The sequence below is a fragment of the Pseudomonas sp. AC242 genome (assembly GCF_979258655.1).
Genome location: NZ_OZ409873.1, coordinates 6,472,636 through 6,497,053, shown reverse-complemented (window position 1 = coordinate 6,497,053; position 24,418 = coordinate 6,472,636). Strand labels below are relative to the sequence as shown.

Below are 24,418 nucleotides of genomic sequence, written 5' to 3'. Positions count from 1 at the left end.
GATCAGCAGACAGGGCATCACTGAGCTGGCAACCCTGAACCCCATTTTCAGAGGAGCCGGCAACATGCCCGCGACCCGTACCTGGTTAAAAAATCCCCTCGCCATTTTCACCTCCAACGAGCTCGATGCCCGTGGCGGTCTTGTCGTGCAAGACGGTGTCATCGTCGAAGTCCTCGCCGCTGGCCAACAGCCGTCGGCGCCGTGCAATGCAGTGTTCGATGCCCGCGAGCATGTGATCCTGCCAGGCCTGATCAACACCCACCATCACTTCTATCAAACCCTCACCCGCGCCTGGGCGCCGGTGGTCAATCAGCCGTTGTTCCCATGGCTGAAAACCCTGTACCCGGTGTGGGCGCGCCTGACGCCGGAAAAACTCGCACTCGCCACCAAAGTGGCGTTGGCTGAATTGCTGCTGTCGGGCTGCACCACCGCTGCCGACCACCACTACCTGTTTCCGGACGGTCTGGAAAACGCCATCGACGTGCAAGTCGAAAGCGTCCGCGAACTGGGCATGCGCGCCATGCTCACTCGCGGTTCGATGAGCCTCGGCGAGAAGGACGGCGGTCTGCCGCCGCAGCAAACCGTGCAGGAAGGCCAGGTGATTCTCGACGACAGTCAGCGCCTGATTCACGAGTACCACGAACGTGGCGACGGCGCGCAGATCCAGATCGCCCTGGCGCCGTGCTCGCCGTTCTCGGTGACCCCGGAAATCATGTCGGCCAGCGCCGAACTGGCGAACAAGCTCGACGTGCGTCTGCACACGCACTTGGCGGAAACCCTCGACGAAGAGGATTTCTGCCTGCAGCGTTTCGGCCTGCGCACCGTCGATTATCTCGACAGCGTCGGCTGGCTCGGCCCGCGCACTTGGCTGGCCCACGGGATCCACTTCAACCCGGACGAAATCACTCGACTCGGCGAGGCGGGCACCGGTATCTGCCATTGCCCGAGCTCGAACATGCGTCTGGCTTCCGGCATCTGCCCGAGTATAGATCTGACTGACGCGGGTGCGTTGTTTGGTCTGGGCGTGGATGGGTCGGCGTCCAACGATGCGTCGAACATGATTCTCGAAGCGCGTCAGGCGCTGTACATCCAGCGTCTGCGTTACGGCGCCGAGAAGATCACCCCGGAACGCGTACTGGGCTGGGCGACCAAGGGTTCGGCGAGCTTGTTGGGCCGTACCGATATCGGTGAGATTGCCGTGGGCAAGCAGGCGGATCTGGCGTTGTTCAAGCTTGATGAGCTGCGCTTCTCGGGCAGCCATGATCCGATTTCCGCGTTGCTGTTGTGCGGCGCGGATCGTGCGGATCGGGTGATGATTGGTGGCAAGTGGCGTGTGGTCGATGGGCAGGTTGAAGGGCTTGATCTGAAAGGTCTGATTGCCGATCACAGCCAGGCGGCTCGGCAGCTGATCGCAGGTACCTGATCCCCCTCCCCATCTGATCGTTCCCACGCTCTGCGTGGGAATGCATCTCGGGACGCTCCGCGTCCCAGCGGCGGACGCAGAGCGTCCATGGCGGCATTCCCACGCGGAGCGTGGGAACGATCAATCATCAGAGACCGAGCAGGGACAGCATGATGAAGGTCGCGAACAGCACGAAGTGCGTCATGCCTTCGATGGCATTGGTCTCACCGTCATTCAAGTTGATCGCACTAACGATCAGCGTGATGAAGATCATCACCGTCTGCACCGGCGTCATCGCCATCTGAAACGGCTGGCCGGTGTACAGGGCCATCGCCTCCATCACCGGCACCGTCAAAATCACCGTCGACAGTGACGCGCCCATCGCAATGTTCACCACCGACTGCATGCGGTTGGCCAATGCTGCGCGCAACGCGGTCAGAATCTCCGGCGCTGCGGATATCGCCGCCACCAGAATCGCCGTGATCACCGGCGGTGCACCCGTGCCTTCCAGGCCCAGATCGAGGGTCTTCGACATTACCTCGGCCAATGCGCCGATCACCACAATGCCAAACACCAGAATGCCGATCGACAGACCGATGCTCGGTGCTTTTGCCTGCGCGTCCTGCGGTTCTTTCTTGCGGCGTTTGTCGGGGTAGCTGTAGCTGAAAAAGTAGCTGTGCGGGCCGACCTGCATGCGCAGAAACAACGCGTAAAGCACGACCATCGCGCCGATGGTGAACGCTGAATAAATCTTCCAGTTGGCCTCGGGAATGAACTCCGGCACCACCATCGACACGCCCATGGCGGTGAGGATCATCACGCTGTAGCTGCGCGCGGAATCGTCGTTGTAGGACTGTTCGCCGTGTTTGATCCCGCCCATCAGCGCTGCGAGGCCGAGGATGCCGTTGATGTCGAGCATCACGGCGGAGTAGATCGTGTCGCGCACCAGCGTGGGCGACGCTTCGTTGCTCATCATGATTGCCAGAATAACCACTTCGACCAGCACGGCCGCAAGCGTGAGGATCATCGTGCCGTAAGGGTCGCCGACCTTTTCGGCGAGCAATTCGGCGTGATGGGCGACGCGCATCGAGGCGGCGACGATGAAGGCGATCAGCACCAGACCGGCAGTCAGCGCGACGATCTGGCCGCTGTGCAGCATCCAGTGTTCCAACGAATAGGCAACGCACGCGGCGATAACTGCCAGCAGGAGAAAGCTTTCTTGCTTGAGGAGGGTGAGCATGGCGGGCCTTTTGCCGAAGAGAGCGAATGAGCTACTGACTGCGGAGCGGCGCTAACGTTTCGTTACACCTTAGCGCACCAAGCGATGGCGTGAACTCGCGGACTTGCACTGCGTTGGTCCGGGCGCTGAAAAGATCGCAGCCTTCGGCAGCTCCTACAGCTTGCGCATTCCCATGTAGGAGTTGCCGAAGGCTGCGATCTTTTTTGTTTGTTGTCCTGTTGGTCAGCAATTTGCATTGGCCCTGACCACACACAACAAAACGGAGCTCCAATTCATGCAAATACGTCCGCTGCACAAACTGCTGTGCGCCGCCCTCGGTCTGGGGATCAGCCTGAGCGCCAGCGCTGCCGATCCGCTGAAGGTCGGTTTCGTCTATATCGGCCCGATCGGTGACCACGGCTGGACGTATCAGCATGAACAGGGGCGCAAGGCACTCGCGGAGAAATTCGGCAATCAGATCACCACCAACTACGTCGAGAACGTCGCCGAAGGTGCCGACGCCGAGCGGGTGATCCGCAACATGGCCAAGGACAAGTACGACCTGATCTTCACCACCTCTTTCGGCTACATGAACCCCACTGTCAAAGTCGCCAAGCAGTTTCCCAAGGTGACCTTCGAACACGCCACCGGCTACAAACAGGACAAGAACCTCGGCACCTATCTGGCGCGCACTTACGAAGGTCGCTACGTCGGCGGCTTCCTCGCAGCGAAGATGACCAAGACCAAAAAGATCGGTTACGTCGCCTCGTTCCCGATCCCCGAGGTGATCCGCGACATCAACGCGATTCAACTGGCCCTGAACAAGTACAACCCGGGCACCGAGATCAAAGTGGTGTGGGTCAACTCGTGGTTCGACCCGGGCAAGGAGGCCGACGCGGCCAACGCGCTGATCGATCAGGGCGTCGACGTGGTGTTCCAGCACACCGACAGCCCGGCGCCGATTCAGGCGGCTGAGCGTCGTGGCGTGTACGCGGTGGGTTATGCCTCGGACATGGCGCACTTCGGGCCAAAAGCGGTGCTGACCTCGATCGTCAACGACTGGGCGCCGCACTATATTCAGGCGACGCAAAGCGTGATCGACCACACCTGGAAATCCCAGGACTACTGGGGCGGGCTGAAGGAGGGCACGGTTGAACTGCCGATCAGTGACTTGGTGCCAGCGCCGGTGAAAGCCGAGGCCGAGCAACTCATTGCCGACATCAAGAGCGGTGCGTTGCAGCCGTTTACCGGGCCGATCAAGGATCAGGCCGGCGTGGAGAAAATCCCCGCAGGCGTGAGCGCGACGAATGCGGAGCTGGCGTCGATGAACTACTACGTTGAAGGCATGAAGGCCGAGATGCCGAAGTAATCCCCCTGACCCCGATCGTTCCCACGCTCTGCGTGGGAATGCCGCCCGGGACGCTCCGCGGCCCTGCCAAAAGCGGACGCAGAGCGTCCATTGAGGCATTCCCACGCGGAGCATGGGAACGATCTCCCGTACTTTTCAAGGATTGTGTATGGATCAGCTTCCGATCATCGATATCAGCCCGCTCTACAGCGACGATGAAAACGCCTGGCCCGCCGTGGCCGGGCAAATCGACCACGCCTGCCGCGAGTGGGGCTTTTTCTACATCAAGGGTCACCCGATTTCGGCGCAACGCATCGACGCGGTGCTCGATCAGACTCAGCGTTTTTTTGCTCTGCCCGCAGCGGAAAAACTCAAGATCGACATCACCCAGACCCGCCACCATCGCGGCTACGGTGCGATCGCCACCGAGCAACTCGACCCAAGCAAACCCAGCGACCTCAAAGAAACCTTCGACATGGGCCTGCACCTGCCGGCCAACCATCCCGACGTACTCGCCGGAAAACCGTTGCGCGGGCCGAACCGTCATCCGGCGCAAACCGGCTGGGCCGAGTTGATGGAACAGCATTACCTCGACATGCAGGCTCTCGCCCAAACCCTGCTGCGGGCAATGACTCTCGCGCTGGGCATCGAGCGCGACTTCTTCGACAGCCGTTTCAACGACCCCGTCAGCGTGCTGCGCATGATCCATTACCCACCGCGCCACACCGCCAGCTCCGCCGAGCAGCAAGGCGCCGGCGCGCACACCGATTACGGCTGCGTCACCCTGCTCTATCAGGACAGCGCCGGTGGCTTGCAAGTGAAGAATGTCAAAGGCGAATGGATCGACGCGCCACCGATTGAGGGCACTTTCGTGGTCAACCTCGGCGACATGATGGCGCGCTGGAGCAACGACCGTTATCGCTCGACGCCGCACCGCGTCATCAGTCCGCTCGGGGTCGATCGCTATTCGATGCCGTTCTTCGCCGAGCCGCACCCGGACACGCGCATCGAATGCCTGCCCGGTTGTCAGGACGCACAACACCCAGCGAAGTATCCGACCACCACCTGCGCCGAATTCCTGCTCTCGCGCTTCGCCGATACCTACGCTTATCGCCGTGAGCAGGAAGCCGTTTGATGGATCGCTTGGTCAGGTTTTGCCAATTGTTTCGGCGAGCATCTGTAGAATGCCGCCATTGCACCTGATGAGAAAAGAATATGTACGACTGGCTCAACGCCTTGCCCAAGGCTGAACTGCACCTGCACCTGGAAGGCTCGCTGGAGCCCGAGCTGCTGTTCGCCCTGGCCGAACGCAACAAGATCGCCCTGCCGTGGAACGACGTGGAAACCCTGCGCAAGGCTTACGCCTTCAACAACCTGCAGGAATTCCTCGACCTGTATTACCAAGGTGCCGACGTATTGCGCACCTCGCAGGACTTCTACGACCTGACTTGGGCCTACCTGCTGCGCTGCAAAGCACAGAACGTCATTCACACTGAACCGTTCTTCGACCCGCAGACCCACACCGACCGGGGCATCCCGTTCGAAGTGGTGCTCAACGGCATCGCCGCGGCACTCAAGGATGGCGAGCAACAACTGGGCATCACCAGCGGTTTGATCCTCAGTTTCCTGCGCCACCTCAGCGAAGAACAAGCCGAGAAAACTCTCGATCAAGCGCTGCCGTTCCGTGATGCGTTTGTCGCGGTCGGCCTCGACAGCTCCGAGATGGGCCACCCGCCGAGCAAGTTCCAGCGCGTGTTCGACCGTGCCCGCCACGAAGGCTTCCTGACCGTCGCCCACGCTGGCGAAGAAGGCCCGCCGGAGTACATCTGGGAGGCCATCGACCTGCTGAAAATCCAGCGTATCGACCATGGCGTACGCGCCATCGAAGACGAGCGCCTGATGCAGCGGATCATCGACGAGCAGATCCCGCTGACCGTGTGCCCGCTGTCGAATACTAAGCTTTGCGTGTTCGATCACATGTCGCAGCACAACATCCTCGACATGCTCGAGCGTGGCGTGAAGGTTACGGTGAACTCCGATGACCCGGCGTACTTCGGTGGTTACGTGACCGAGAACTTCTACGCACTGCATGAGCATTTGGGCATGACCCAGGATCAGGCCAAGCGCCTGGCGCAGAACAGCCTGGATGCGCGACTGGTAAAGCCATAAGCAACACCGCAAAACCTTTGTAGGCCTTCGCCTGCTCGCGATAGCAGGGTGTCAGCTAAAAAATCTATATCTGACACTCCGCTATCGCGAGCAGGCGAAGGCCTACATTGGATCTGTGTTAGCCGATAGATTGGGTTTCAGTCAGCTCTTCAAGGGTTTTCCCGCGCGTCTCCATCCCGAACAGCCACACCACCCCCGCCGCTATCGCAAAGCATGCCGCGCCCAGCGCAAACACCCCGCCCTGCCCGGTAATCGGGAACACCAGCCCGGTCACCAACGGCCCGAGCAGCGACCCCACGCGGCCAATTGCCGAGGCGAAGCCCGAGCCTGTCGCCCGCGCCGACGTCGGATACAACTCCGGCGTGTAGGTGTAGAGCACCGCCCACATACCGAACAGGAAAAACTGCATCAACAGCCCGGTGCTGATCAGCAGCGCAACGTTGCCGCCAAACACCGCGCTCTGCCCATACAGAAACGCCATCACCCCGCCGCCGAGCAACGTGACGATGCACACCGGTTTGCGCCCCCAGCGCTCGACCAGCCACGCCGCCATCAGAAACCCGGGAATCCCGCCCAGGGAAATCAGCACCGTGTAATACACCGACTGCGTCACTGCGAAACCCGACTGTTGCAGCAGCGCACTGAGCCACGACGTCAGCCCGTAAAAGCCAAGCAGCGCAAAGAACCACAGACTCCAGATCATCGTGGTGCGCTGGCGATACTGCGGCGACCAGATCTGATTGAGCGCCGAAAAGAAGTTGCCCGGCGGCGTCACAGTGCGCGGCAAACGAATCGGTTCCGGCAGCGCCGCACCGCCCAGCGAGTTGCGCACCCGCGCCTCGATGCCGTTCAACACCTTGTCCGCAGCGTCATCGCGCCCCGCCTGTTCCAGCCAGCGCGGTGACTCGGGAATGAAAAAGCGGATCGCCAGCACAAACACTGCCGGCACGGCCAACACCAGAAAGATGTCGCGCCAGCCAATCAGTGGCAGCAGAAAGTAGGACAGCACGCCAGCAGCGACGAAGCCGAGCGGCCAGAAGCCGTCCATCAACGCGATGTAACGACCGCGACGTTGCGCCGGAATCAGCTCGGACAACATCGACTGGGCGATGGGAAACTCCATGCCCATGCCGATCCCCAACAGGATGCGGAACAGTGTCAGCGTCTCGACCGTTTGCGCCGTCGAGCACAGATAACTGGCCACGCCCCACAGCACGATGCTCCACTGAAACACCGGTTTGCGCCCGAAGCGGTCGGCGAGCATGCCCGACAGCGACGCTCCCAGCACCATGCCGAAGAAGCTCGAACTGGCGAGCAGCCCCGCTTGCGCACTGCTCAGGCCGAACTCGGCTTTGATCGAGCCGAGCAGGAACGTCATCATCGCCAGGTCCATGGAGTCGAAGAAAAACGCCAGGGCAATAATGATGAAAATGATCCGGTGATAACCGCTTATTGGCAGTCGCTCCAAGCGTTCCGCCGCGCTGTAGCCGTGTGTGTCCATGCCGCCTCCCCCGATCCGAAATATCCCCGGATCGAGTGTGCGCGATAGCGCTCAGGCGTTGCTGCTGGATGCGACCTGTTCGCAGTCGTGGACGACGCCAGAAGTGCTGACGTCGAATGCGAGTGCTCTACAACGCCATTTCCAGTTCGGTTTCCTTGGCGAAGCGGTGCAGTTCCCGTTGGCCAGTGGCCGTCAATTGCAAGGCTCTGGAATCGTTGGGCAGGGTCAGCCAACCGGACTGCATGAACAACTGCAGCAACGCGGCACCCAGTGAGCCTCCCATGTGCGGACGACGCTCGCTCCAGTCCGGACAGGCACACGCCACTTGTACGTTGCGATGGGCCAACGCTTGAATGAACACACCGCGCCCAGCCAACAATTTCGCCCCCTTGTGGGTCACCACGACGCGTTGCTCAAGCTGTTCGATCCAACCGGCATCAAGCAGCCGCTGATACAGATCCGCCGCCAGCGTACCGCCCAGATGGTCATCGCAAAAACGCGCACGCAACAGTGAGGACGGCGCGGTCTGCGGTTTGGCCATGGGGGTGGTGCGTTTGAATACCTCGGGAATGTCCCTTGGAGCACTGGCAATGGTAGCGCTGGCCAACGCTTCTATTGCAGCGCCGACCTCCGGTGCCGAGAGACGGAAAAACCGCTTGCGACCGCGGACTTCGACCTTCAACAGACCACCCGTGGAAAGCCGCGCCAAGTGCGCGCTGGCCGACGACGGCGACAGCCCTGCCAGTAGCGCAAGCTCCTCGGTTTGCCGGGCCGAGCCATCCATCAACGCCCACATCATCGCGCTGCGCTTGGGGTCGGCCAGCAACGTGGCGATCTGGCTGATGCAAGGTGCATGTTCCATGTGTTCACTCCCTGTTGAATCGTATCGTCTACTGCTCGGAGACATCTTGGCCGGTAATGAGTCATCGGCCAAGACGCGAAAATCGCCATGAACCGGGACAAGGCAGGCCAGTGACGCAGCCTGCTCCAGCACAGAACCCGCAGCAGTTGCGCGACCATCACTCGAATACTGGCGACGCGGTGCGAGGGTCTCCGGGCCGGGGTGTCGGTGCTGGCATGAGGCGGGCGCTAGTATAAGCGGGTTAGCTCCCGCGTCCCGCGCCGGGGCCTGCGCAGGTGGTGATTGTTCCTGACAGAAATTTCTCTATTTACCTGCGACTAATGATCAACTTCCGAAAAAGCGGGAAATTGACTACTCAAATCAGCGCATCGGCTGGCGAGCATTTCCCGCAGAAGGTTCACCGGCTTACTCAATTGAGCGCGATGGGCGCACAACAAATTCAGCGGTGCGCGCTCACACAGCAACTCCGGCAGCAGCACTTTGAGACGCCCGGCGAGCACATCGGCGCCCACGTCCAGCCACGACTTGTAGGCAATTCCGGCGCCGGCCACCGCCCACAGGCGCACCACGTCGGCGTCATCGCTGAAACGGTCACCACTGACGGTCAGGCCGACTTCACGTTTGCCGTCATGAAAACTCCAATGGTCATGCACCCGACTGCCGAGCATGTACAGCAGGCAGTTGTGCTGGGCCAGTTGTTCGAGCTGGCGCGGTTCGCCGTGCCGGGCCAGATACGCCGGCGAGGCACACAGCACACGACGGTTATGCGGGGCGATGGGCAAGGCGACCAGGCTTGAGTCTTCCGGTTCGCCATAACGCAAGGCGATGTCTACCGGTTGGCGGAACAGGTCAGCAATGCGGTCGCCGAGCAGCAAACGCACGGTCAGCTTCGGGTGTTCACGCTGGAACGCGTCGAGCCATGGCAGCAACAGATTGCGGCCGAAGTCCGAAGGTGCCGACAACTGCAAGACCCCACTGACCTGATCCTGGCCGCTGGCCAGCAAGCGCCGGCCTTCATCGAGATGGCTCAACGCCGCGCGGGCGTATTCGAGAAAGCCTTCACCTTCGGCCGTCAGACGCAAACTGCGGGTCGAACGCGCGAGCAACCGCGCGCCGAGTTGCTGTTCGATCCGTTTCAACGCCGCACTGGCCACGGCCGCAGACATGTCCATTACCCGCGCTGCCGCCGACAGACTGCCCAGATCCGCCGCCCGGACAAACAACTGCAAGTCATCGAAACGCAGCATGCTCAGCCTCGATTATCAAAAAAATATTGAAAGAGACTGCTCTTTTAGCCGGTTTTATCTCGCAGAGAAATAGCCAATCATCACTCCATCGCATTCATCCCGCTTCTCTGGAGCCGAGCATGTCCCAGCCTTTCACCGCTATCGCCACCCTGATTGCCAAACCCGGTCAACAGGATCTTCTCGAACAGGGCTTGCGCGCCCTGGTTGAACCGAGCCGCGCCGAACACGGTTGCAGCCAGTACGACCTGCACCGCGACCTCACCGACCCGCAGGTGTTTTATGTGATCGAACACTGGGCCAGCGAAGCGATTCTTGAGGCGCACAACAACAGCGCGCACTTTCAGAACTTCCAGGCCACTGCCGGCCACACCATCGAACACTTCCAGCTCAAGCGCCTTGGCGTGATTGCCTGATCTTCTTCTATTAACTGTACGGAGCCCTTCATGAAAGCCATTGCCTATTACGCTTCCCTGCCGATCAGCGACGCCAAATCCCTGCAAGACATCGAACTGCCAGAACCGGTCGCCGGCCCGCGCGACCTGCTGGTGGAAGTCAAAGCCATTTCGGTCAACCCGGTCGACACCAAAGTGCGGCAGAACGTGGCACCGGAAAACGCTGCAGCGAAAGTGCTGGGCTGGGACGTCGCCGGTGTGGTCAAGGCTGTCGGCAGCGAAGTGACGCTGTTCAAGGCTGGCGACAAGGTTTTCTACGCCGGCTCCATCGCCCGTGCCGGCGGCAACAGTGAACTGCACGTGGTCGATGAGCGCATCGTCGGCCATATGCCGAAATCTCTCGGGTTTGCCGAAGCTGCCGCACTGCCGCTGACCGCGATCACCGCATGGGAATTGCTGTTCGAACGCTTGCAAATCCGCGAAGGCAAAACCAACGAAGATCAGAGTTTGCTGATCGTTGGCGCGGCCGGCGGGGTTGGCTCAATCCTCACGCAATTGGCCAGGCAACTGACCGGCCTGAAAGTCATCGGCACCGCATCCCGTGAGCAAACCCGTGACTGGGTCAAACAACTGGGCGCCGACCTCGTCATCGATCACAGCCAGCCGCTGAGCGAAGAGCTCAAGCGCGCCGGGATCGACAGCGTGACCCACGTCGCCAGCCTGACCCAGACCGAACAGCACCTCGATCAACTGGTCGAAGCGCTGGCGCCGCAAGGCAAACTGGCACTGATCGACGATCCGAAGTCGCTGGACGTGAGCAAACTCAAGCGCAAGAGCCTGTCGCTGCACTGGGAGTTCATGTACACCCGCTCGCTGTTCGAGACGCCGGACATGATCGAACAGCACAAACTGCTTAACCGCGTGGCGCAGCTGATTGATGCCGGGACGTTGAAGACCACGGTGGGCGAGCACTTCGGCACGATCAATGCGGCGAACCTGCGTCGTGCTCATGAGCTGCTGGAAAGTGGCAAAGCCAAGGGGAAAATTGTTTTAGAAGGTTTCTAAAAAACCGCACGTCGCAGCCTTCGCCGAACCTAGAGCGGTCGGCGGGGCTGCGCTGTTTTTTGCCGTCAGTCCGATGCTTGACCGTTGTCACAATTGCGATCGTATTCAGGTCTACAATCGAAGCCTCTGCGATACATCTTTTACGCAAGGGAGGTCAGCAATGAAGATCCTGATAAAAGAAGTGGCAAAGTCTCAATGGCAGGTTCGACTGGACCAACACGCCGTGACATTCCGCAGTGAAGCCGAAGCACTGGCCTTCACCCGCACCCTCGAAGCGCGACTGTGCGCGCCCCATCAGATTCCCGACCGCAGCCAGCAGCGCGCTGCCGGCTGAGGCTGTTTTATGCCTCGGCCTGAGCTTGCGCCAGTGCCCGGGCATTCTGCAGACGGCGGGTGAGCAGCGCCACGCACACCACCAGCAAACCGCACAGGCTGATAACAATCGCCATCGGCACGGCTGTGCCGTCGTGCAACACCCCCACCAGTGCCGAAGCGCCGGCGGCGACGCTGAATTGCATGCAGCCGAGCAGCGCCGAGGCACTGCCGGCGCGCGCACCCTGGCCGTTCATCGCGCAGGCAGCGGCGTTGGGGCTGATGCAGCCCAGGCTCGACACGCAGATGAACAGTGGAATCAGCAGCGGCCACAAGGACTCGGTATGCATTGCGCTGACCGCGAGCAGCGCCAGCCCGGCAGCGAAATACACCCACACTGCCCTCGACAGCAGGAACGCCGGGCCGCGTTTGGCCAACATCCGCGCATTGACCTGCGCCACCAGAATGAAGCCCGCCGCATTGGTACCGAACAGCCAGCCGAAATGTTCGGCCGGGACGCCATACAACTTGATGAAGATAAACGGCGAGCCGGCGATGTAGGCAAACATCCCGGCGATGGCGATGCCACCGGTCAGGGCATGACCGAGGTAAACCCGATCCTTGAGCAAGCGCCCGTACTGGCGCAGGGCGCCGGACAACGGCTGGCGCGGCATGTGCGCCGGCATACTTTCCGGCAGCCCCAGCGCCACGGCCAAACCGGCCAAGGCACTGAACCCGGTCAGCACAAGGAAGATCGACTGCCAGCCTGTGGTGTTGACCAGCAGACCGCCGAGCATCGGCGCCAGAATTGGCGCCAGGCCCATCACCAGCATCAATTGCGAGAAGACTTTCGCCGAACCCACCGCGTCGCACTTGTCGCTGACCACCGCCCGGGAAATCACCATCCCCGCACAACCGCCCAACGCCTGGACGAAACGTGCGCCGATCAGCCATTCCAGGTTCGGCGCATAAGCGCAGGCGAGCGACGCCAGGGTGAACAGCGTAAGCCCGACGAGTAACGGGATGCGTCGGCCAAAGCGATCCGCCACCGGCCCATAAGCCAGTTGGCCGATCGACAACCCGGCGAAATATGCCGCCAGCGTCATCTGCACGTGTTTCTCGTCGGTGCCGAACGCCAGCGCCATCGAGGGGAATGCGGGTAAATAGAAGTCGATGGCCAAGGGCCCGAAGGCGGTCAAGGCACCGAGAATCAGAATGGTACGGAAGTTCATCAGGCATCCAGGTTGCAAGTCGGCAGCCCGACAGTCTAGCCGCGCCCGGACGCCTTGAACATTCCGATAGCTCGCTAACGATCAATTTCAGACGAGCTTCACCTCATATCCCTCTTCGCGAATCGCTTCGATGACCTGATCAGCACTCATGGCGCTTTCGACGCCGACCTCTTTCGCCGCCAAATCGACCCGCACGCTGGCGGCCGGATCCTTGGCCTGCACGGCGTTGGTGATGGCTTTGACGCAGTGACCGCAGGACATGCCTTGAACGTTGAACACTTGCATGGAATGACTCCTTTGAGTGAGGTTGCCGCCACTTTCGAGCTTGCCACGATGGCAAGGTCAAGTTCTTCAATAAACTGCCGGGCTGGCAATCGGCGCCGCGCTCGGCCAAGCTGCGTACATCAATGACTCGATTCAGGAGATTCAGCCATGCGCTGGTCAGCTTTCAGCCTGTTTGGCTTTCTCGGCCTTTTTGCCGCCGTCCCTCAGGTGCAAGCCGCCGGCGAGGACTATGCGGTGCTGATCATTTCCCGCGAGCGTCTGGAAGTGTCGACCTCGTGTGAGATCGGCGTGTACATCCAGGATCAGCTCTCGGCGCGGTTGCTGCAGGAGCAAAGCATTTCCTTCAACCTGCCGCCTGGCACTGTTTCGCTGCGCTTGAAGTTGCTGCCGGGACAAGTCGCCGGTTGCAATCCGGGGATGCTCGCGCCGGGGTCGCAGGAGATCAAATTGCATGCCGGTGATGTGCTGAAGTATCGGTTGGCGATGAATTCCGAAGGCGTCTACTTGAAGCCTGCGGCTCTCGAATACTGAGTCGCTAGCCAAAAGATCGCAGCCGTCGGCAGCTCCTACAGGGATTGCATTCCAATGTAGGAGCTGCCGAAGGCTGCGATCTTTTGCATTTGAGATTGGCGCTTGACCTTGCCCGCATGGCAAGGTTGATCCTTGTAGGCATCTACTACAGGGAGTACGACCGATGTCCGATTCCATCACTTTCGATCTGCCGATTGCCGGCATGACCTGCGCCAGTTGCGCCGGGCGTGTCGAGCGGGCATTGAGTAAAGTCAGCGGCGCCAGTGCCGTCAGCGTCAACCTCGCCACCGAGCAGGCCCGCGTGCAGGCACCCGGCGACAGCCTGCCGGCCTTGATGGAGGCGGTTGAACGCGCCGGTTACAGCGTCCCGCAGCAAACCCTGGAACTGAACATCGAAGGCATGACCTGCGCCTCCTGCGTCGGTCGCGTCGAGCGTGCGCTGAACAAAGTCCCTGGGGTGAAAGGCGTCAGCGTCAACCTGGCCAACGAACGTGCGCACCTCGAACTACTTGGCCAAGTCGATCCGCAAAGTCTGCTCGACGCGGTGAGCAAGGCCGGCTACTCGGCCAGCGTCTGGCAAGCCGAACACCCGCAAACCGATATCCAACAGCAGCGGCTGAAACATGAACGCTGGGCGCTGATCTGCGCGATCGCCCTCGCCCTGCCGCTGGTGGCGCCGATGTTGCTGCAACCGTTCGGCATTCACTGGATGCTCCCGGCTTGGGCGCAATTCGCCCTCGCCACGCCGGTGCAGTTCATTTTTGGTGCGCGCTTTTACGTCGCCGCGTGGAAAGCCGTTCGCGCTGGTGCTGGCAACATGGACTTGCTGGTCGCCCTCGGCACCAGCGCCGGCTACGGTCTGAGTCTTTATGAATGGGCCACCGCTGCCGGGCGCATGCCGCACCTGTATTTCGAAGCATCGGCGGTGGTCATTGCCTTGGTGCTGCTCGGTAAATATCTCGAGAGCCGCGCCAAACGCCAGACTGCCAGCGCCATCCGCGCCCTCGAAGCGTTGCGTCCGGAGCGGGCGATTCAAGTGATCGAAGGCCGCGAGCAGGACGTCGCTATCAGCGCCCTGCGCCTGGGCGATCTGGTGCTGGTCAAACCCGGCGAGCGTTTCCCGGTCGACGGCGAAGTCATCGAAGGCCAGAGCCACGCTGATGAAGCACTGATCAGTGGCGAAAGCCTGCCGGTACCGAAACAACCGGGCGACAAAGTCACCGGTGGCGCGATCAACGGTGAAGGTCGCTTGCTGGTGCGCACTCAGGCACTCGGCGCGGAAACCGTACTGGCGCGGATCATTCGTCTGGTGGAAGACGCCCAAGCGGCCAAGGCACCGATTCAGAAACTGGTGGATAAAGTCAGCCAGATCTTCGTGCCGACGGTGTTGCTGATTGCCCTCGCTACGCTGATCGGCTGGTGGCTCTACGGTGCGCCAATGGAAACGGCACTGATCAATGCTGTCGCGGTGCTGGTCATCGCTTGCCCATGTGCACTGGGTCTTGCCACGCCGACGGCGATCATGGCCGGCACTGGCGTAGCAGCGCGTCACGGCATTCTGATCAAGGATGCCGAAGCGCTGGAGCGCGCCCATGAAGTCAGCAGCGTGGTCTTCGACAAAACCGGTACGCTGACCTCCGGCACACCGCGTATCGCCCACTTCAGCGCCATCGACGGTGACGAAAACAACCTGCTGACACTGGCCGGCGCTCTGCAACGCGGCAGCGAACACCCACTGGCCAAAGCAGTGCTGGATGCAGCCGCCGAGCGCGGCCTGACGGTGCCCGAGGTCAGCGACAGCCAGTCGCTGACCGGTCGCGGCATCGCCGGCAATCTCGACGGCCGGCGCCTGGCGCTGGGCAATCGGCGGATGCTCGAAGAAAGTGATTTGAGCGCGGGCAACCTGAGCGAATCTGCCCAGGCATGGGAGGCCGAGGGCCGCACCCTGTCGTGGTTAATCGAACAAAGTCCTGAACCGCAAGTACTCGGCTTGTTCGCCTTCGGTGACACTTTGAAACCCGGTGCACTGGAAGCCGTACAACAACTGGCCGCGCGAAATATCCACTGCCACCTGCTGACCGGCGACAACCGTGGCAGTGCACGCGTCGTCGCCGAGGCCCTGGGCATCAGCAATGTCCACGCTGAAGTGCTGCCAGCGGACAAAGCCGCCACCGTCACTGAGCTGAAAAAAACCGGCGTGGTCGCCATGGTCGGTGACGGCATCAACGACGCGCCGGCCCTCGCCGCTGCCGACATTGGTATCGCCATGGGCGGCGGCACCGACGTGGCCATGCACGCGGCGGGCATCACCCTGATGCGCGGCGATCCACGCTTGGTGCCAGCGGCGCTGGAGATCAGCCGCAAGACCTATGCGAAGATCCGCCAGAACCTGTTCTGGGCCTTCGTCTACAACCTGATCGGTATTCCGCTGGCGGCGTTCGGCTTCCTCAATCCAGTGCTGGCCGGTGCAGCGATGGCGCTGTCGAGCGTCAGCGTGGTGAGCAATGCGCTACTGTTGAAAACTTGGAAACCCAAGGACCTGGAGGAGCACCGATGAACATCGGTCAAGCGGCCAAACACAGTGGCCTCAGCGCAAAAATGATCCGCTATTACGAGTCGATCGGCCTGCTCAAAGCGGCGCATCGCACCGACAGCGGTTATCGGCTCTACGGTGACGATGACCTGCACACGCTGGCATTCATCAAGCGCTCGCGGGACTTGGGCTTTTCCCTGGAAGAAGTCGGCAAACTGCTGACCCTGTGGCAGGATCGCCAACGCGCCAGCGCCGATGTAAAGGCGTTGGCGCGCCAGCACATCGACGAGTTGAATCAGAAGATTCGCGAACTTGGCGAGTTGCGTGACACCCTGCAAGACCTCGTCGAGCACTGCAACGGCGACCACCGTCCCGACTGCCCGATTCTCAAGGAGCTGGCGTCGGGCTGCTGCGCGCAACCCGCCCGCGCTTGAGCGCCAACAGCTTCACCGTGAGCAATGTGCCGAGGGGAATGCCGTGGAACAGCATGACCACGGCACCCGGCGTCCACCACGCGTAGAACGGCGCGGCGATGAGCATGCCGATGCCGAACCCGGTCATCTGCAGCAAAGTCAGCACGCTGAAAATCGGCAGGCGTAACTGCTCGGGTTCGCGTTGCAGACGCGACATCAGCCCGACTTCGGAAAAGCCGTCACCCAGTCCCGCCGGCAATGAAAACAGCAGCAGGCCGTAGAGGCTGTGTTGCTGGAACATCAGGATAAAGCCGCAGGACATCAGCGCCACGCCGAAGAAAAACCGTCGCTCGAGGTCAATGTTGTCCGAACCCTTCAGACGACTGGCGATTCGCGCACCCAGCAGTTTGCCGCTGGCCCACACCGCCAGCATCAGCCCCAGCGTGGTACTCGCCGACTCTGGCGTGAGCAGTTTGGAAATGATCGGAAAGCCAACGTTGTGCGCGGCGCTGCCCAGGGTGTCGGCCATGGTCACCGCAAGCATCGCAGCAACCACCGGCGCAGCACGCAAGCCCTGTTTGAGGGCTGACCATTCGCTGCGTTCGGTTTCCTCGTTGGCTGTTGCAGGTTCGAAACGCAGCGGCACGATCAACAATGCTGCCAGCAAATAGGTCAGTGCATTCAATGCGAACACCGTTTCAAAACCAAAACCCGCCACCAGCAAACCCGATACCAGACTGCCACCGACCATCGCGGCAGAGGAGGCCGAGGTGATCCAGGCGTTGGCCTTGAGCAGTTGATCAGCGGGGATCAGACGCGGCAACTGGCTGTTGAGGCCGATGGCGAACATCGAGTTGCCCAGTCCCAGACCGAAGGCAATCACCGGCAACAGCATGGCTTGCTGGCTGACAGGCACAATCAATAACAGACCCAGCACACTGGCGCGCAGCAGATCGAACGCGATCAGTGGCGCGCGTCCGCTGCAGCGCCGGTAAAACGCAGTGCCGATCAAACTGGCAAAGATCCCCCCACCCACGCGGCTGGCGAGGAAAATCCCGACGCTCATGGCGCTGTTGCTCAGCAGGTAGACGTAGGTGGCCAGCGCGACCATGTTGAGGAAGGCGCCGAAATCGGAGATCAGTCGGGCGGTGACGATCAGGTGGGTGTTGCGCGGGGTGGTCACATTCAGTCCTTGAGTGTGGCTGGAGCGGTGGACAGTAGACGCGAAATTGCGTTGATCCGAAAGGGCCCTCACCCTAACCCTCTCCCAGGGGGAGAGGGGACTGATTGGGGGATGCTGTGGAGATACGCCGACCTGAAATTTCTTTACCGAATCCAAACAGGTCCAAATGCTGACCTCGTCCAATCCGTAATCGACCCGGTGTTTCAGGTCGATGTATGACGCAAGACACCTCGGTCGGCCCCCTCTCCCTCTGGGAGAGGGTTGGGGTGAGGGGCTTCTAGGGATTCTGATTCAAACAAAAAACCCGGCCGAAGCCGGGTTTCTCATCAAGCGATCACTGCATCCACGGTGGCGGCGGTGGTTCGTCGGACTTGCCTTTCGGCTCGTCGTCCGCTGCGCGGATGGCCTGCTTGCGTTCCTCGTCGAGGCGCGCCGCTTCGATCTCGCGCAATACCCCGCCCACATCGGCCAGGTCTTCCGGATCATCGAACTCACCGGTCAGCACACTGTTCGGGTGCAAGGTGCCGGCTTCGTACAACGCCCACATTTCCTTGGCGTACTTGGTCAGTTTCAATTCCGGCGCAAAGCGACCGAAGTACGAAGCCATGTTGCCGACATCGCGCTCCAGCATGCTGAACGCATGGTTGTTGCCGGCAGCGTCGACGGCTTGCGGCAGGTCGATGATGACCGGACCGGTCGGCGTCAGCAGCACGTTGAACTCCGAGAGGTCACCGTGCACCAGACCGGTACACAACATCAGCACGATCTGCGAGATCAGGAACGCGTGATACTCGCGCGCCTGATCCGGCTCCAGCACCACGTCGTTCAGACGCGGCGCGGCATCGCCGAATTCGTCGGCCACCAACTCCATCAACAGCACGCCGTCGAGGAAGTCATACGGCTTTGGCACCCGCACGCCGGCACCGGCCAGACGAAACAGCGCCGCCACTTCGGCGTTCTGCCAGGCATCTTCAGTCTCTTTGCGACCGAACTTGGAGCCCTTGGCCATCGCCCGAGCCTGTCGGCTATTACGAACCTTGCGGCCTTCCTGATACTCGGCCGCCTGGCGGAAACTGCGTTTGTTCGCCTCCTTGTAGACCTTTGCGCAACGTAACTGATTGCCGCAGCGCACCACATAAACAGCTGCTTCTTTACCACTCATCAGTGGGCGCAGCACTTCGTCGACCAGACCGTCCTCGATCAGGGGTTCAATGCGTTTTGGAGTCTTCATCAGCTTTTATTGTGGGTCCTTTATTACCAAACACGCGAATGTCACTCGTTATACGGCAATCCTCGCATCACGGGGAGGGGTTGCCGACCTGTGAACGTTGAGAATGCACACACTGTGCCGGATTAAACAGGGCCAACTCTGCGTTCGCGCATCGACCGTCGAGAATCATAGCCGAGCCTGTTGTACTTGTTGGTACATGTCTTCAAGGGCATTTGCGACAGAATCTGACATTTGGCTGATGCCCCTTCGGAAGATTTTTGCAAAGTCGCCTCAATTTCCCTGTTTCGCAGCCGAAGTCCTCAATGACAGAGGGATTTGTCCGACAATCGTTCCACAATAATCAGCGATGCCGCACTCAGGGCAACGGGTGATCCATAACGTTTTCGGCTGCCAATAAACCACAAGTCATCTGCACTGCGTGGGCCTACAAGAAAATCTGGAGCGCGGATGAACATCAAACAGAAATTGACGTGGGCGTTTGCAATCATCGCCTGCTTGCCGGTGGTGCTGGTCGCAACGGTGGTGGTGATGAACCTGCGCAGCGATGCCCGGGACAGCTTTGTCGACAGCAGCGGTCGCGAGATCCGTCAGGTCAGCAATGCCATGCAGCTGTTTTTTGATGGCATCAGCCAGAACGTCGATTACCTGGCGTCGCAACCGCTGATCAAAAACACCGACGACAGCCTCAAGACCTACATGGGCGCCAACGCCGAATCCATCCCGCAGGGCGAGATGGACAAAAAGGTCTTCGCGTTCCTCCAGGACCTGGGCAACGCTCACCCGGCTTACGCCTACGCCATCGTCGGTACCGCTGCCGGTGGTTACGTGTCGTGGCCGGACGATCCCAAGCTCAACAACTACGACCCGCGTCAGCGGCCGTGGTACAAGGCTGCCCAGGCCAAACCGGGCAAGCCGTTGCGTACCGCCGCTTATTACTGGGCGCAGGACGATGCGACCTACGTCAGCACCGTGCGCACCATCGACAACAAACTCGGCAGCAACGGCGGCGTGGTCAGCATCGACGTGACGCTCAAGCAGCTCACCGAGATCGTCAAACAGATCAAGCTGGGCGAAACCGGCTACCTGATGCTCCTGGAAAACAGCGGCACGGTGCTGGTCGACCCGAAACAGCCGGAACACAATTTCAAGCCGCTGGACAGCCTCGGCGAAGGCTATGCGCAACTGGCCAAGGCCGGCAAAGGCCTGGTGGAAGTCGAGCTTAATGGCGAGCGCTACATGGCCAACGTCTGGCCGTCGGAGCAATTGGGCTGGACCTTCGTTGGCCTGATCAAGCAGAGCGATGTGATGAGCTCGGCCACGCAACTGACCTGGCTGATCGCGATCATCGCTGCCGTGCTGGCCGTGCTGTTCGCCGTGGTCGGCGCCAGTTTCGCCAGCCTGATCGTGCGTCCGATCCGCAGCGTCGCCAGCGGTCTGGAAGGCATCGCGCAGGGCGAAGGCGACCTGACCAAAAACCTCGACATTCGGGGCAACGACGAAACCGCGCAACTGGCCAACTGGTTCAATCAGTTCCTCACCGCGATCCGCAGCCTGATTCAGCACATCGGCGGCGCCGCCGGGAAAATCCTCGCGACCTCGCAGAGCTCGACCCGCGTGTCGAGCGACATGGCCGAAGCGGCCGGGCGGCAGCGTGAAGCCGTCGACATGGTCTCGACCGCCTTCCACGAAATGGTCGCCACCGCCAACGAAGTCGCGCGCTCGTGCAGTCAGGCGGCGGACTCGGCGGACAGCGGCCAGCGTCAGGCTCGTCAAGGCCAGCAGCAGATTGATGCGGCGGTGCACAGCGTCGACCAACTGAGCCAGGAGCTGGAGCAATCGGCGCAGTCGATGCAGCAACTGGAGCGCGACAGCAACGATATCCAGTCGATCCTCGGCACCATCCGTTCCATCGCCGAACAGACCAACCTGCTGGCGCTCAACGCCGCCATCGAAGCGGCGCGTGCCGGTGAACAGGGCCGCGGTTTTGCCGTGGTCGCCGATGAAGTGCGCGCACTGGCCAAACGCACCGCGGATTCGACGGCAGAGATTGATGGCCTGCTCGGCAATCTGGCCAAGCGCACCAGCCAGGTCACGCAACAGATGCACGCCAGCCTGCAAGTGTCGCAGCAGTCGGTGACACGCATCGGCGAGGCGCGCGAGAGTTTCGGGCAGATCCGCGAGTCGGTGGACGTGATTCGTGACATGAACACGCAAATCGCTACCGCCGCTGAAGAACAGCATCAGGTGGCTGAGGACATTAACCGGCACATCAGCCAGATTCACGGGGATGCGCAGTTGGTGGCAGAACTGGCCAACTCGGCGCGTCTGGATTCGCAGAGTCTGGCGGGGTTGTCGAATGAGCTGGATGGGTTGGTCAGACGGTTTCGTACCTGAACCTCAACAGCGACCCCAGCCCTCTCCCAGAGGGAGAGGGGGCTTACCGAGGTGTCTGGCGGCATGCATCGACCTGAAATACCCCGTCGATTATGGATTCGGTAAAGCAAGATCAGGTCGGTGTAACTCTAAAGCATCCCCCAATCAGTCCCCTCTCCCTCTGGGCGGTCCGACGTTTCGGGAGGGCTAGGGTGAGGGGCTCTTCAAGCGTTAGCGTTCGATGATGGCGGTGACGCCTTGCCCGCCCGCCGCGCAAATCGAGATCAGGCCCCGGCCCTTCCCCGCCGCGTCCAGCAACTTCGCCAGGTTCGCGACGATGCGCCCACCGGTCGCGGCAAACGGATGCCCGGCCGCCAGCGAACTGCCCTTCACATTGAGTCGGCTGCGATCGATCGAGCCCAGCGGCGTATCAAGACCCAGCCGGGTTTTGCAATATTCCGGATCTTCCCAGGCCTTCAGCGTGCACAGCACCTGAGCCGCAAACGCTTCATGAATTTCGTAGTAGTCGAAGTCCTGCAGGGTCAGACCATTGCGCGCCAGCAACCGCGGCACCGCATACACCGGCGCCATCAGCAGCCCTTCGGCGCCGTTGACGAAATCCACTGCCGCTGCTTCGCCATCGCGCAGATAAGCGAGGATCGGCAGGCCACGCGCCTTCGCCCATTCCTCACTGCCGAGCAGCACCACGGACGCGCCATCTGTGAGCGGCGTGGAGTTACCCGCCGTCAACGTGCCTTTAACGCTTTTCTCGAACGCCGGTTTCAGCGTCGAGAGTTTTTCCAGGGTCAGGTCCGGGCGCAAATTGTTATCGCGAGTCAGACCAAGGAACGGCGTCATCAGGTCGTTGTGCCAGCCTTCGCTGTAGGACGCGGCGAGTTTGTGGTGGCTTTCGAGGGTCAGTTGATCCTGCTCTTCACGCGGGATCTGCCAGGTCTGCGCCATCAATTCACAGTGCTCGCCCATCGACAGGCCAGTGCGTGGCTCGCCGTTGCGTGGGAAATCCGGAATCAGATGTTTCGGTCGCAATTGCAGAAAGGTTTTCAGTTTGTCGCCGGTAGTTTTGGCGCGATTGGCTTGCAGGAGAATTTTGCGCAGGCCTTCGCTGACACCGATCGGCGCGTCCGAGGTGGTGTCGACGCCGCCAGCAATACCGCTCTCGATCTGGCCGAGGGCGATCTTGTTTGCCACCAGGATCGCCGCTTCCAGACCGGTGCCGCAGGCTTGCTGAATGTCGTAGGCCGGCGTGGCCGGGGACAGGCGCGAGCCAAGCACGCATTCGCGGGTCAGGCTCATATCTCGTGACAATTTCAGCACCGCGCCCGCCACCACTTCGCCGATGCGCTGACCGTGCAGGTTGTAGCGTTCGATCAGGCCTTCGAGGGCGGCCGTGAGCATCGCCTGATTACTCGCGGTGGCGTACGGCCCGTTGGAGCGGGCAAAAGGGATACGGTTACCGCCGATGATCGCGACGCGGCGCAGCTGACTCATGAATAACTCCTTTTCAAATTGATCGAATTTGATGCAGTCCCCTGTGGGAGCGAGCCTGCTCGCGAAAACGCCGGCACATTCAGCATCTTCAGTGGCTGACATATCGCTTTCGCGAGCAGGCTCGCTCCCACAAGTACCGCGTTCCTCTGCAAGACCTGCTAAACCTCAGTGTCTAGCGTAGGCCTTATTGCGTGAATCGAACGATTGATTGCCATCGACAGTCCACACTTTGAACCCCAACTTCTGGAGAGCGTTCCATGTCTGACCGCTATATCGACTTCGCCAACTCGTCCATCGGCCATCGTCTGGTCGGGGCGCTGGGTCTGCCGTCGCCGGTGCGACTGGAACGCTGGCAGGCCGGGCGCCTGCGGCCGGTGGAAGGTGCGCTGCTGATCGGCGGCGGGCCGCTGGCCGAACGCGTCAGCGCTTTCGCCAACCGTTTGACCGAGAGTATCTACCGCTACGGCGAGCAACCGACGACCGCGACTGAATGGATTCCCGGCCACGGCCCGAAACTCAAAGCCGTGGTGTTCGACGCCAGCGAACTGCTGCACACCGACCAGCTCAAACAGCTGCGCGAATTCTTTCAGCCGTTGATGAAGAACCTTGAGCACAGCGCGCACCTGGTGATTCTCGGTCGTGCGCCGGAAAGCCTGACTGACCCGTTTGCCGCGAGTGCGCAACGAGCACTGGAAGGGTTTTCCCGTTCGCTGGCCAAGGAGCTGCGCAGCGGCGGCACGCTGCAATTGATCTACGTCGGCGAAGGCGCTGAAGATCAACTGGAAGGTCCGCTGCGGTTTTTCCTCTCGCCGAAAAGCGCGTTCGTGTCCGGGCAGGTGATTCGCCTGACGGCGTGTGCGACGCAGGTGACTGACTGGACGCGGCCACTGGCCGGGCGCAAGGCGCTGGTCACCGGTGCTGCACGCGGCATCGGTGCGTCCATTGCCGAAACCCTGGCCCGCGATGGTGCCGAGGTGATCCTGCTCGATGTTCCCCCGGCCAAGACGGATCTGGAAGCCCTCGCCGCGCGCCTCGGCGGTCGTGCGATTACCCTCGATATCTGCGCCGAAGACGCCGCCGCGCAATTGATCGAACAACTGCCTGACGGCCTCGACATTCTGGTGCACAACGCCGGCATCACCCGCGACAAAACCCTGGCCAATATGACCCCGGAATTCTGGGACGCGGTGCTCGCAGTCAACCTCAATGCCCCGCAAATATTGACCAAGGCGCTACTCGACAATGGCACGCTGCACGATAATGCGCGGGTGATTCTGCTGGCCTCAATCAGTGGCATCGCCGGCAACCGTGGGCAAACCAACTACGCCGCGAGCAAGGCCGGGCTGATCGGTCTGGCGCAGGCATGGGCGCCGACGCTGCTGGAACGCGGTATCAGCATCAACGCCGTCGCCCCCGGTTTTATCGAAACGCAGATGACTGCACACATTCCGTTCGGCCTGCGCGAGGCTGGCCGGCGTATGAGTTCACTGGGCCAGGGCGGTTTGCCGCAGGATGTCGCCGAAGCGGTCGCGTGGCTGGCGCAACCAGGCACCGGCGCATTCACCGGGCAGGCGCTGCGGGTTTGTGGACAAAGTGTTCTGGGGGCTTAGG

General features: G+C 61.2%; 21 protein-coding genes and 1 pseudogene. 13 read left to right on the top strand and 9 right to left on the bottom strand.

Annotation, left to right across the window (positions count from 1 at the left end; genetic code table 11):
• Positions 1-64: 64 nt before the first annotated feature.
• Entirely contained in the window at positions 65-1,423 is a 1,359-nt protein-coding gene (locus ACZZ0A_RS29205; protein WP_463544065.1) for an 8-oxoguanine deaminase, read from the top strand.
• A gap of 127 nt (positions 1,424-1,550) precedes the next feature.
• Here the strand turns inward: ACZZ0A_RS29205 and ACZZ0A_RS29200 are convergent, their stop codons facing one another.
• Positions 1,551-2,642, bottom strand: a complete 1,092-nt coding sequence (locus ACZZ0A_RS29200) for a calcium:cation antiporter (protein ID WP_095114406.1) — start codon at positions 2,640-2,642, stop codon at positions 1,551-1,553.
• Between the two features lie 274 nt (positions 2,643-2,916).
• Here ACZZ0A_RS29200 and ACZZ0A_RS29195 point away from each other — a divergent pair, with 274 nt between their 5' ends.
• The 3 genes from ACZZ0A_RS29195 (at position 2,917) to ACZZ0A_RS29185 (ending at position 6,138) form a co-directional block, all read left to right on the top strand.
• The gene (locus tag ACZZ0A_RS29195; RefSeq protein WP_007914696.1) at positions 2,917-3,990 is read left to right on the top strand and encodes a BMP family ABC transporter substrate-binding protein; all 1,074 of its coding nucleotides are present in this window, start codon (positions 2,917-2,919) and stop codon (positions 3,988-3,990) included.
• Positions 3,991-4,138: 148 nt separating this feature from the next.
• On the top strand, positions 4,139-5,104 hold the full coding sequence (locus ACZZ0A_RS29190; protein WP_095114405.1) for a 2-oxoglutarate and iron-dependent oxygenase domain-containing protein: 966 nt from the start codon (positions 4,139-4,141) through the stop codon (positions 5,102-5,104).
• Between the two features lie 80 nt (positions 5,105-5,184).
• Positions 5,185-6,138, top strand: coding sequence for an adenosine deaminase (locus ACZZ0A_RS29185; RefSeq protein WP_007914694.1), 954 nt, complete (start codon positions 5,185-5,187; stop codon positions 6,136-6,138).
• Between the two features lie 118 nt (positions 6,139-6,256).
• Here ACZZ0A_RS29185 and ACZZ0A_RS29180 read toward each other — a convergent pair whose 3' ends face one another.
• The 3 genes from ACZZ0A_RS29180 to ACZZ0A_RS29170 all read right to left on the bottom strand — a co-directional run bounded on the left by ACZZ0A_RS29180 (position 6,257) and on the right by ACZZ0A_RS29170 (position 9,748).
• Positions 6,257-7,639, bottom strand: a complete 1,383-nt coding sequence (locus ACZZ0A_RS29180; RefSeq protein ID WP_463544064.1) for an MFS transporter — start codon at positions 7,637-7,639, stop codon at positions 6,257-6,259.
• A gap of 127 nt (positions 7,640-7,766) precedes the next feature.
• Complete coding sequence (locus ACZZ0A_RS29175) at positions 7,767-8,501, bottom strand: ArsR/SmtB family transcription factor (RefSeq protein ID WP_007914692.1); 735 nt, start codon at positions 8,499-8,501, stop codon at positions 7,767-7,769.
• Positions 8,502-8,818: 317 nt separating this feature from the next.
• Entirely contained in the window at positions 8,819-9,748 is a 930-nt protein-coding gene (locus tag ACZZ0A_RS29170; RefSeq protein WP_123376368.1) for a LysR family transcriptional regulator, read from the bottom strand.
• Between the two features lie 119 nt (positions 9,749-9,867).
• On the opposite strand from ACZZ0A_RS29170, the gene ACZZ0A_RS29165 reads away from it, so the two are divergent.
• From ACZZ0A_RS29165 to ACZZ0A_RS29155, 3 genes are all read left to right on the top strand, one after another.
• Entirely contained in the window at positions 9,868-10,161 is a 294-nt protein-coding gene (locus tag ACZZ0A_RS29165; RefSeq protein WP_007914690.1) for a putative quinol monooxygenase, read from the top strand.
• Between the two features lie 30 nt (positions 10,162-10,191).
• Positions 10,192-11,205, top strand: coding sequence for a zinc-binding alcohol dehydrogenase family protein (locus tag ACZZ0A_RS29160; protein ID WP_007914689.1), 1,014 nt, complete (start codon positions 10,192-10,194; stop codon positions 11,203-11,205).
• Positions 11,206-11,365: 160 nt separating this feature from the next.
• Entirely contained in the window at positions 11,366-11,539 is a 174-nt protein-coding gene (locus tag ACZZ0A_RS29155) for a hypothetical protein (protein WP_007914687.1), read from the top strand.
• Positions 11,540-11,546: 7 nt separating this feature from the next.
• Here the strand turns inward: ACZZ0A_RS29155 and ACZZ0A_RS29150 are convergent, their stop codons facing one another.
• Together ACZZ0A_RS29150 and ACZZ0A_RS29145 are read right to left on the bottom strand one after the other, a co-directional pair.
• Positions 11,547-12,749 carry a multidrug effflux MFS transporter gene (locus ACZZ0A_RS29150; protein ID WP_007914685.1) on the bottom strand — a complete coding sequence of 401 codons (1,203 nt, stop codon included), beginning with the start codon at positions 12,747-12,749 and terminating at the stop codon, positions 11,547-11,549.
• An 87-nt stretch (positions 12,750-12,836) separates the two neighbouring features.
• Positions 12,837-13,034, bottom strand: coding sequence for a cation transporter (locus ACZZ0A_RS29145; protein WP_007914683.1), 198 nt, complete (start codon positions 13,032-13,034; stop codon positions 12,837-12,839).
• A gap of 147 nt (positions 13,035-13,181) precedes the next feature.
• Between ACZZ0A_RS29145 and ACZZ0A_RS29140 the strand changes: the two genes are divergently transcribed.
• The 3 genes from ACZZ0A_RS29140 (at position 13,182) to cueR (ending at position 16,532) form a co-directional block, all read left to right on the top strand.
• Positions 13,182-13,565, top strand: a complete 384-nt coding sequence (locus ACZZ0A_RS29140; RefSeq protein WP_007914681.1) for a hypothetical protein — start codon at positions 13,182-13,184, stop codon at positions 13,563-13,565.
• Between the two features lie 163 nt (positions 13,566-13,728).
• Complete coding sequence (gene cueA / locus ACZZ0A_RS29135; RefSeq protein WP_463544063.1) at positions 13,729-16,122, top strand: copper resistance metal-translocating P1-type ATPase CueA; 2,394 nt, start codon at positions 13,729-13,731, stop codon at positions 16,120-16,122.
• On the top strand, positions 16,119-16,532 hold the full coding sequence (gene cueR, locus ACZZ0A_RS29130; protein ID WP_007914676.1) for a Cu(I)-responsive transcriptional regulator: 414 nt from the start codon (positions 16,119-16,121) through the stop codon (positions 16,530-16,532). The genes cueA and cueR overlap by 4 nt, the downstream gene beginning before the upstream one ends.
• On the opposite strand, the gene ACZZ0A_RS29125 is transcribed toward cueR, so the two are convergent.
• Entirely contained in the window at positions 16,486-17,694 is a 1,209-nt protein-coding gene (locus tag ACZZ0A_RS29125; RefSeq protein WP_414916624.1) for an MFS transporter, read from the bottom strand. The two genes, cueR and ACZZ0A_RS29125, sit on opposite strands and share 47 nt — an antisense overlap.
• A gap of 334 nt (positions 17,695-18,028) precedes the next feature.
• Positions 18,029-18,925: a PA4780 family RIO1-like protein kinase gene (locus tag ACZZ0A_RS29120; protein WP_007914672.1), complete on the bottom strand. Its 897-nt coding sequence runs from the start codon at positions 18,923-18,925 to the stop codon at positions 18,029-18,031.
• A gap of 447 nt (positions 18,926-19,372) precedes the next feature.
• On the opposite strand from ACZZ0A_RS29120, the pseudogene ACZZ0A_RS29115 reads away from it, so the two are divergent.
• Together ACZZ0A_RS29115 and ACZZ0A_RS29110 are read left to right on the top strand one after the other, a co-directional pair.
• Positions 19,373-20,461, top strand: a pseudogene (locus ACZZ0A_RS29115) (cache domain-containing protein); the annotation flags it as partial.
• 90 nt (positions 20,462-20,551) lie between these two features.
• Complete coding sequence (locus ACZZ0A_RS29110; protein ID WP_371748302.1) at positions 20,552-21,319, top strand: methyl-accepting chemotaxis protein; 768 nt, start codon at positions 20,552-20,554, stop codon at positions 21,317-21,319.
• 210 nt (positions 21,320-21,529) lie between these two features.
• Here the strand turns inward: ACZZ0A_RS29110 and ACZZ0A_RS29105 are convergent, their stop codons facing one another.
• A complete protein-coding gene (locus ACZZ0A_RS29105; protein WP_463544062.1) occupies positions 21,530-22,807 on the bottom strand; it encodes an acetyl-CoA C-acetyltransferase in 1,278 nt (425 codons plus the stop codon).
• A 257-nt stretch (positions 22,808-23,064) separates the two neighbouring features.
• Here ACZZ0A_RS29105 and ACZZ0A_RS29100 point away from each other — a divergent pair, with 257 nt between their 5' ends.
• Positions 23,065-24,417, top strand: a complete 1,353-nt coding sequence (locus ACZZ0A_RS29100; RefSeq protein WP_463544061.1) for a 3-oxoacyl-ACP reductase — start codon at positions 23,065-23,067, stop codon at positions 24,415-24,417.
• The last annotated feature ends 1 nt before the right edge of the window (position 24,418 follow it).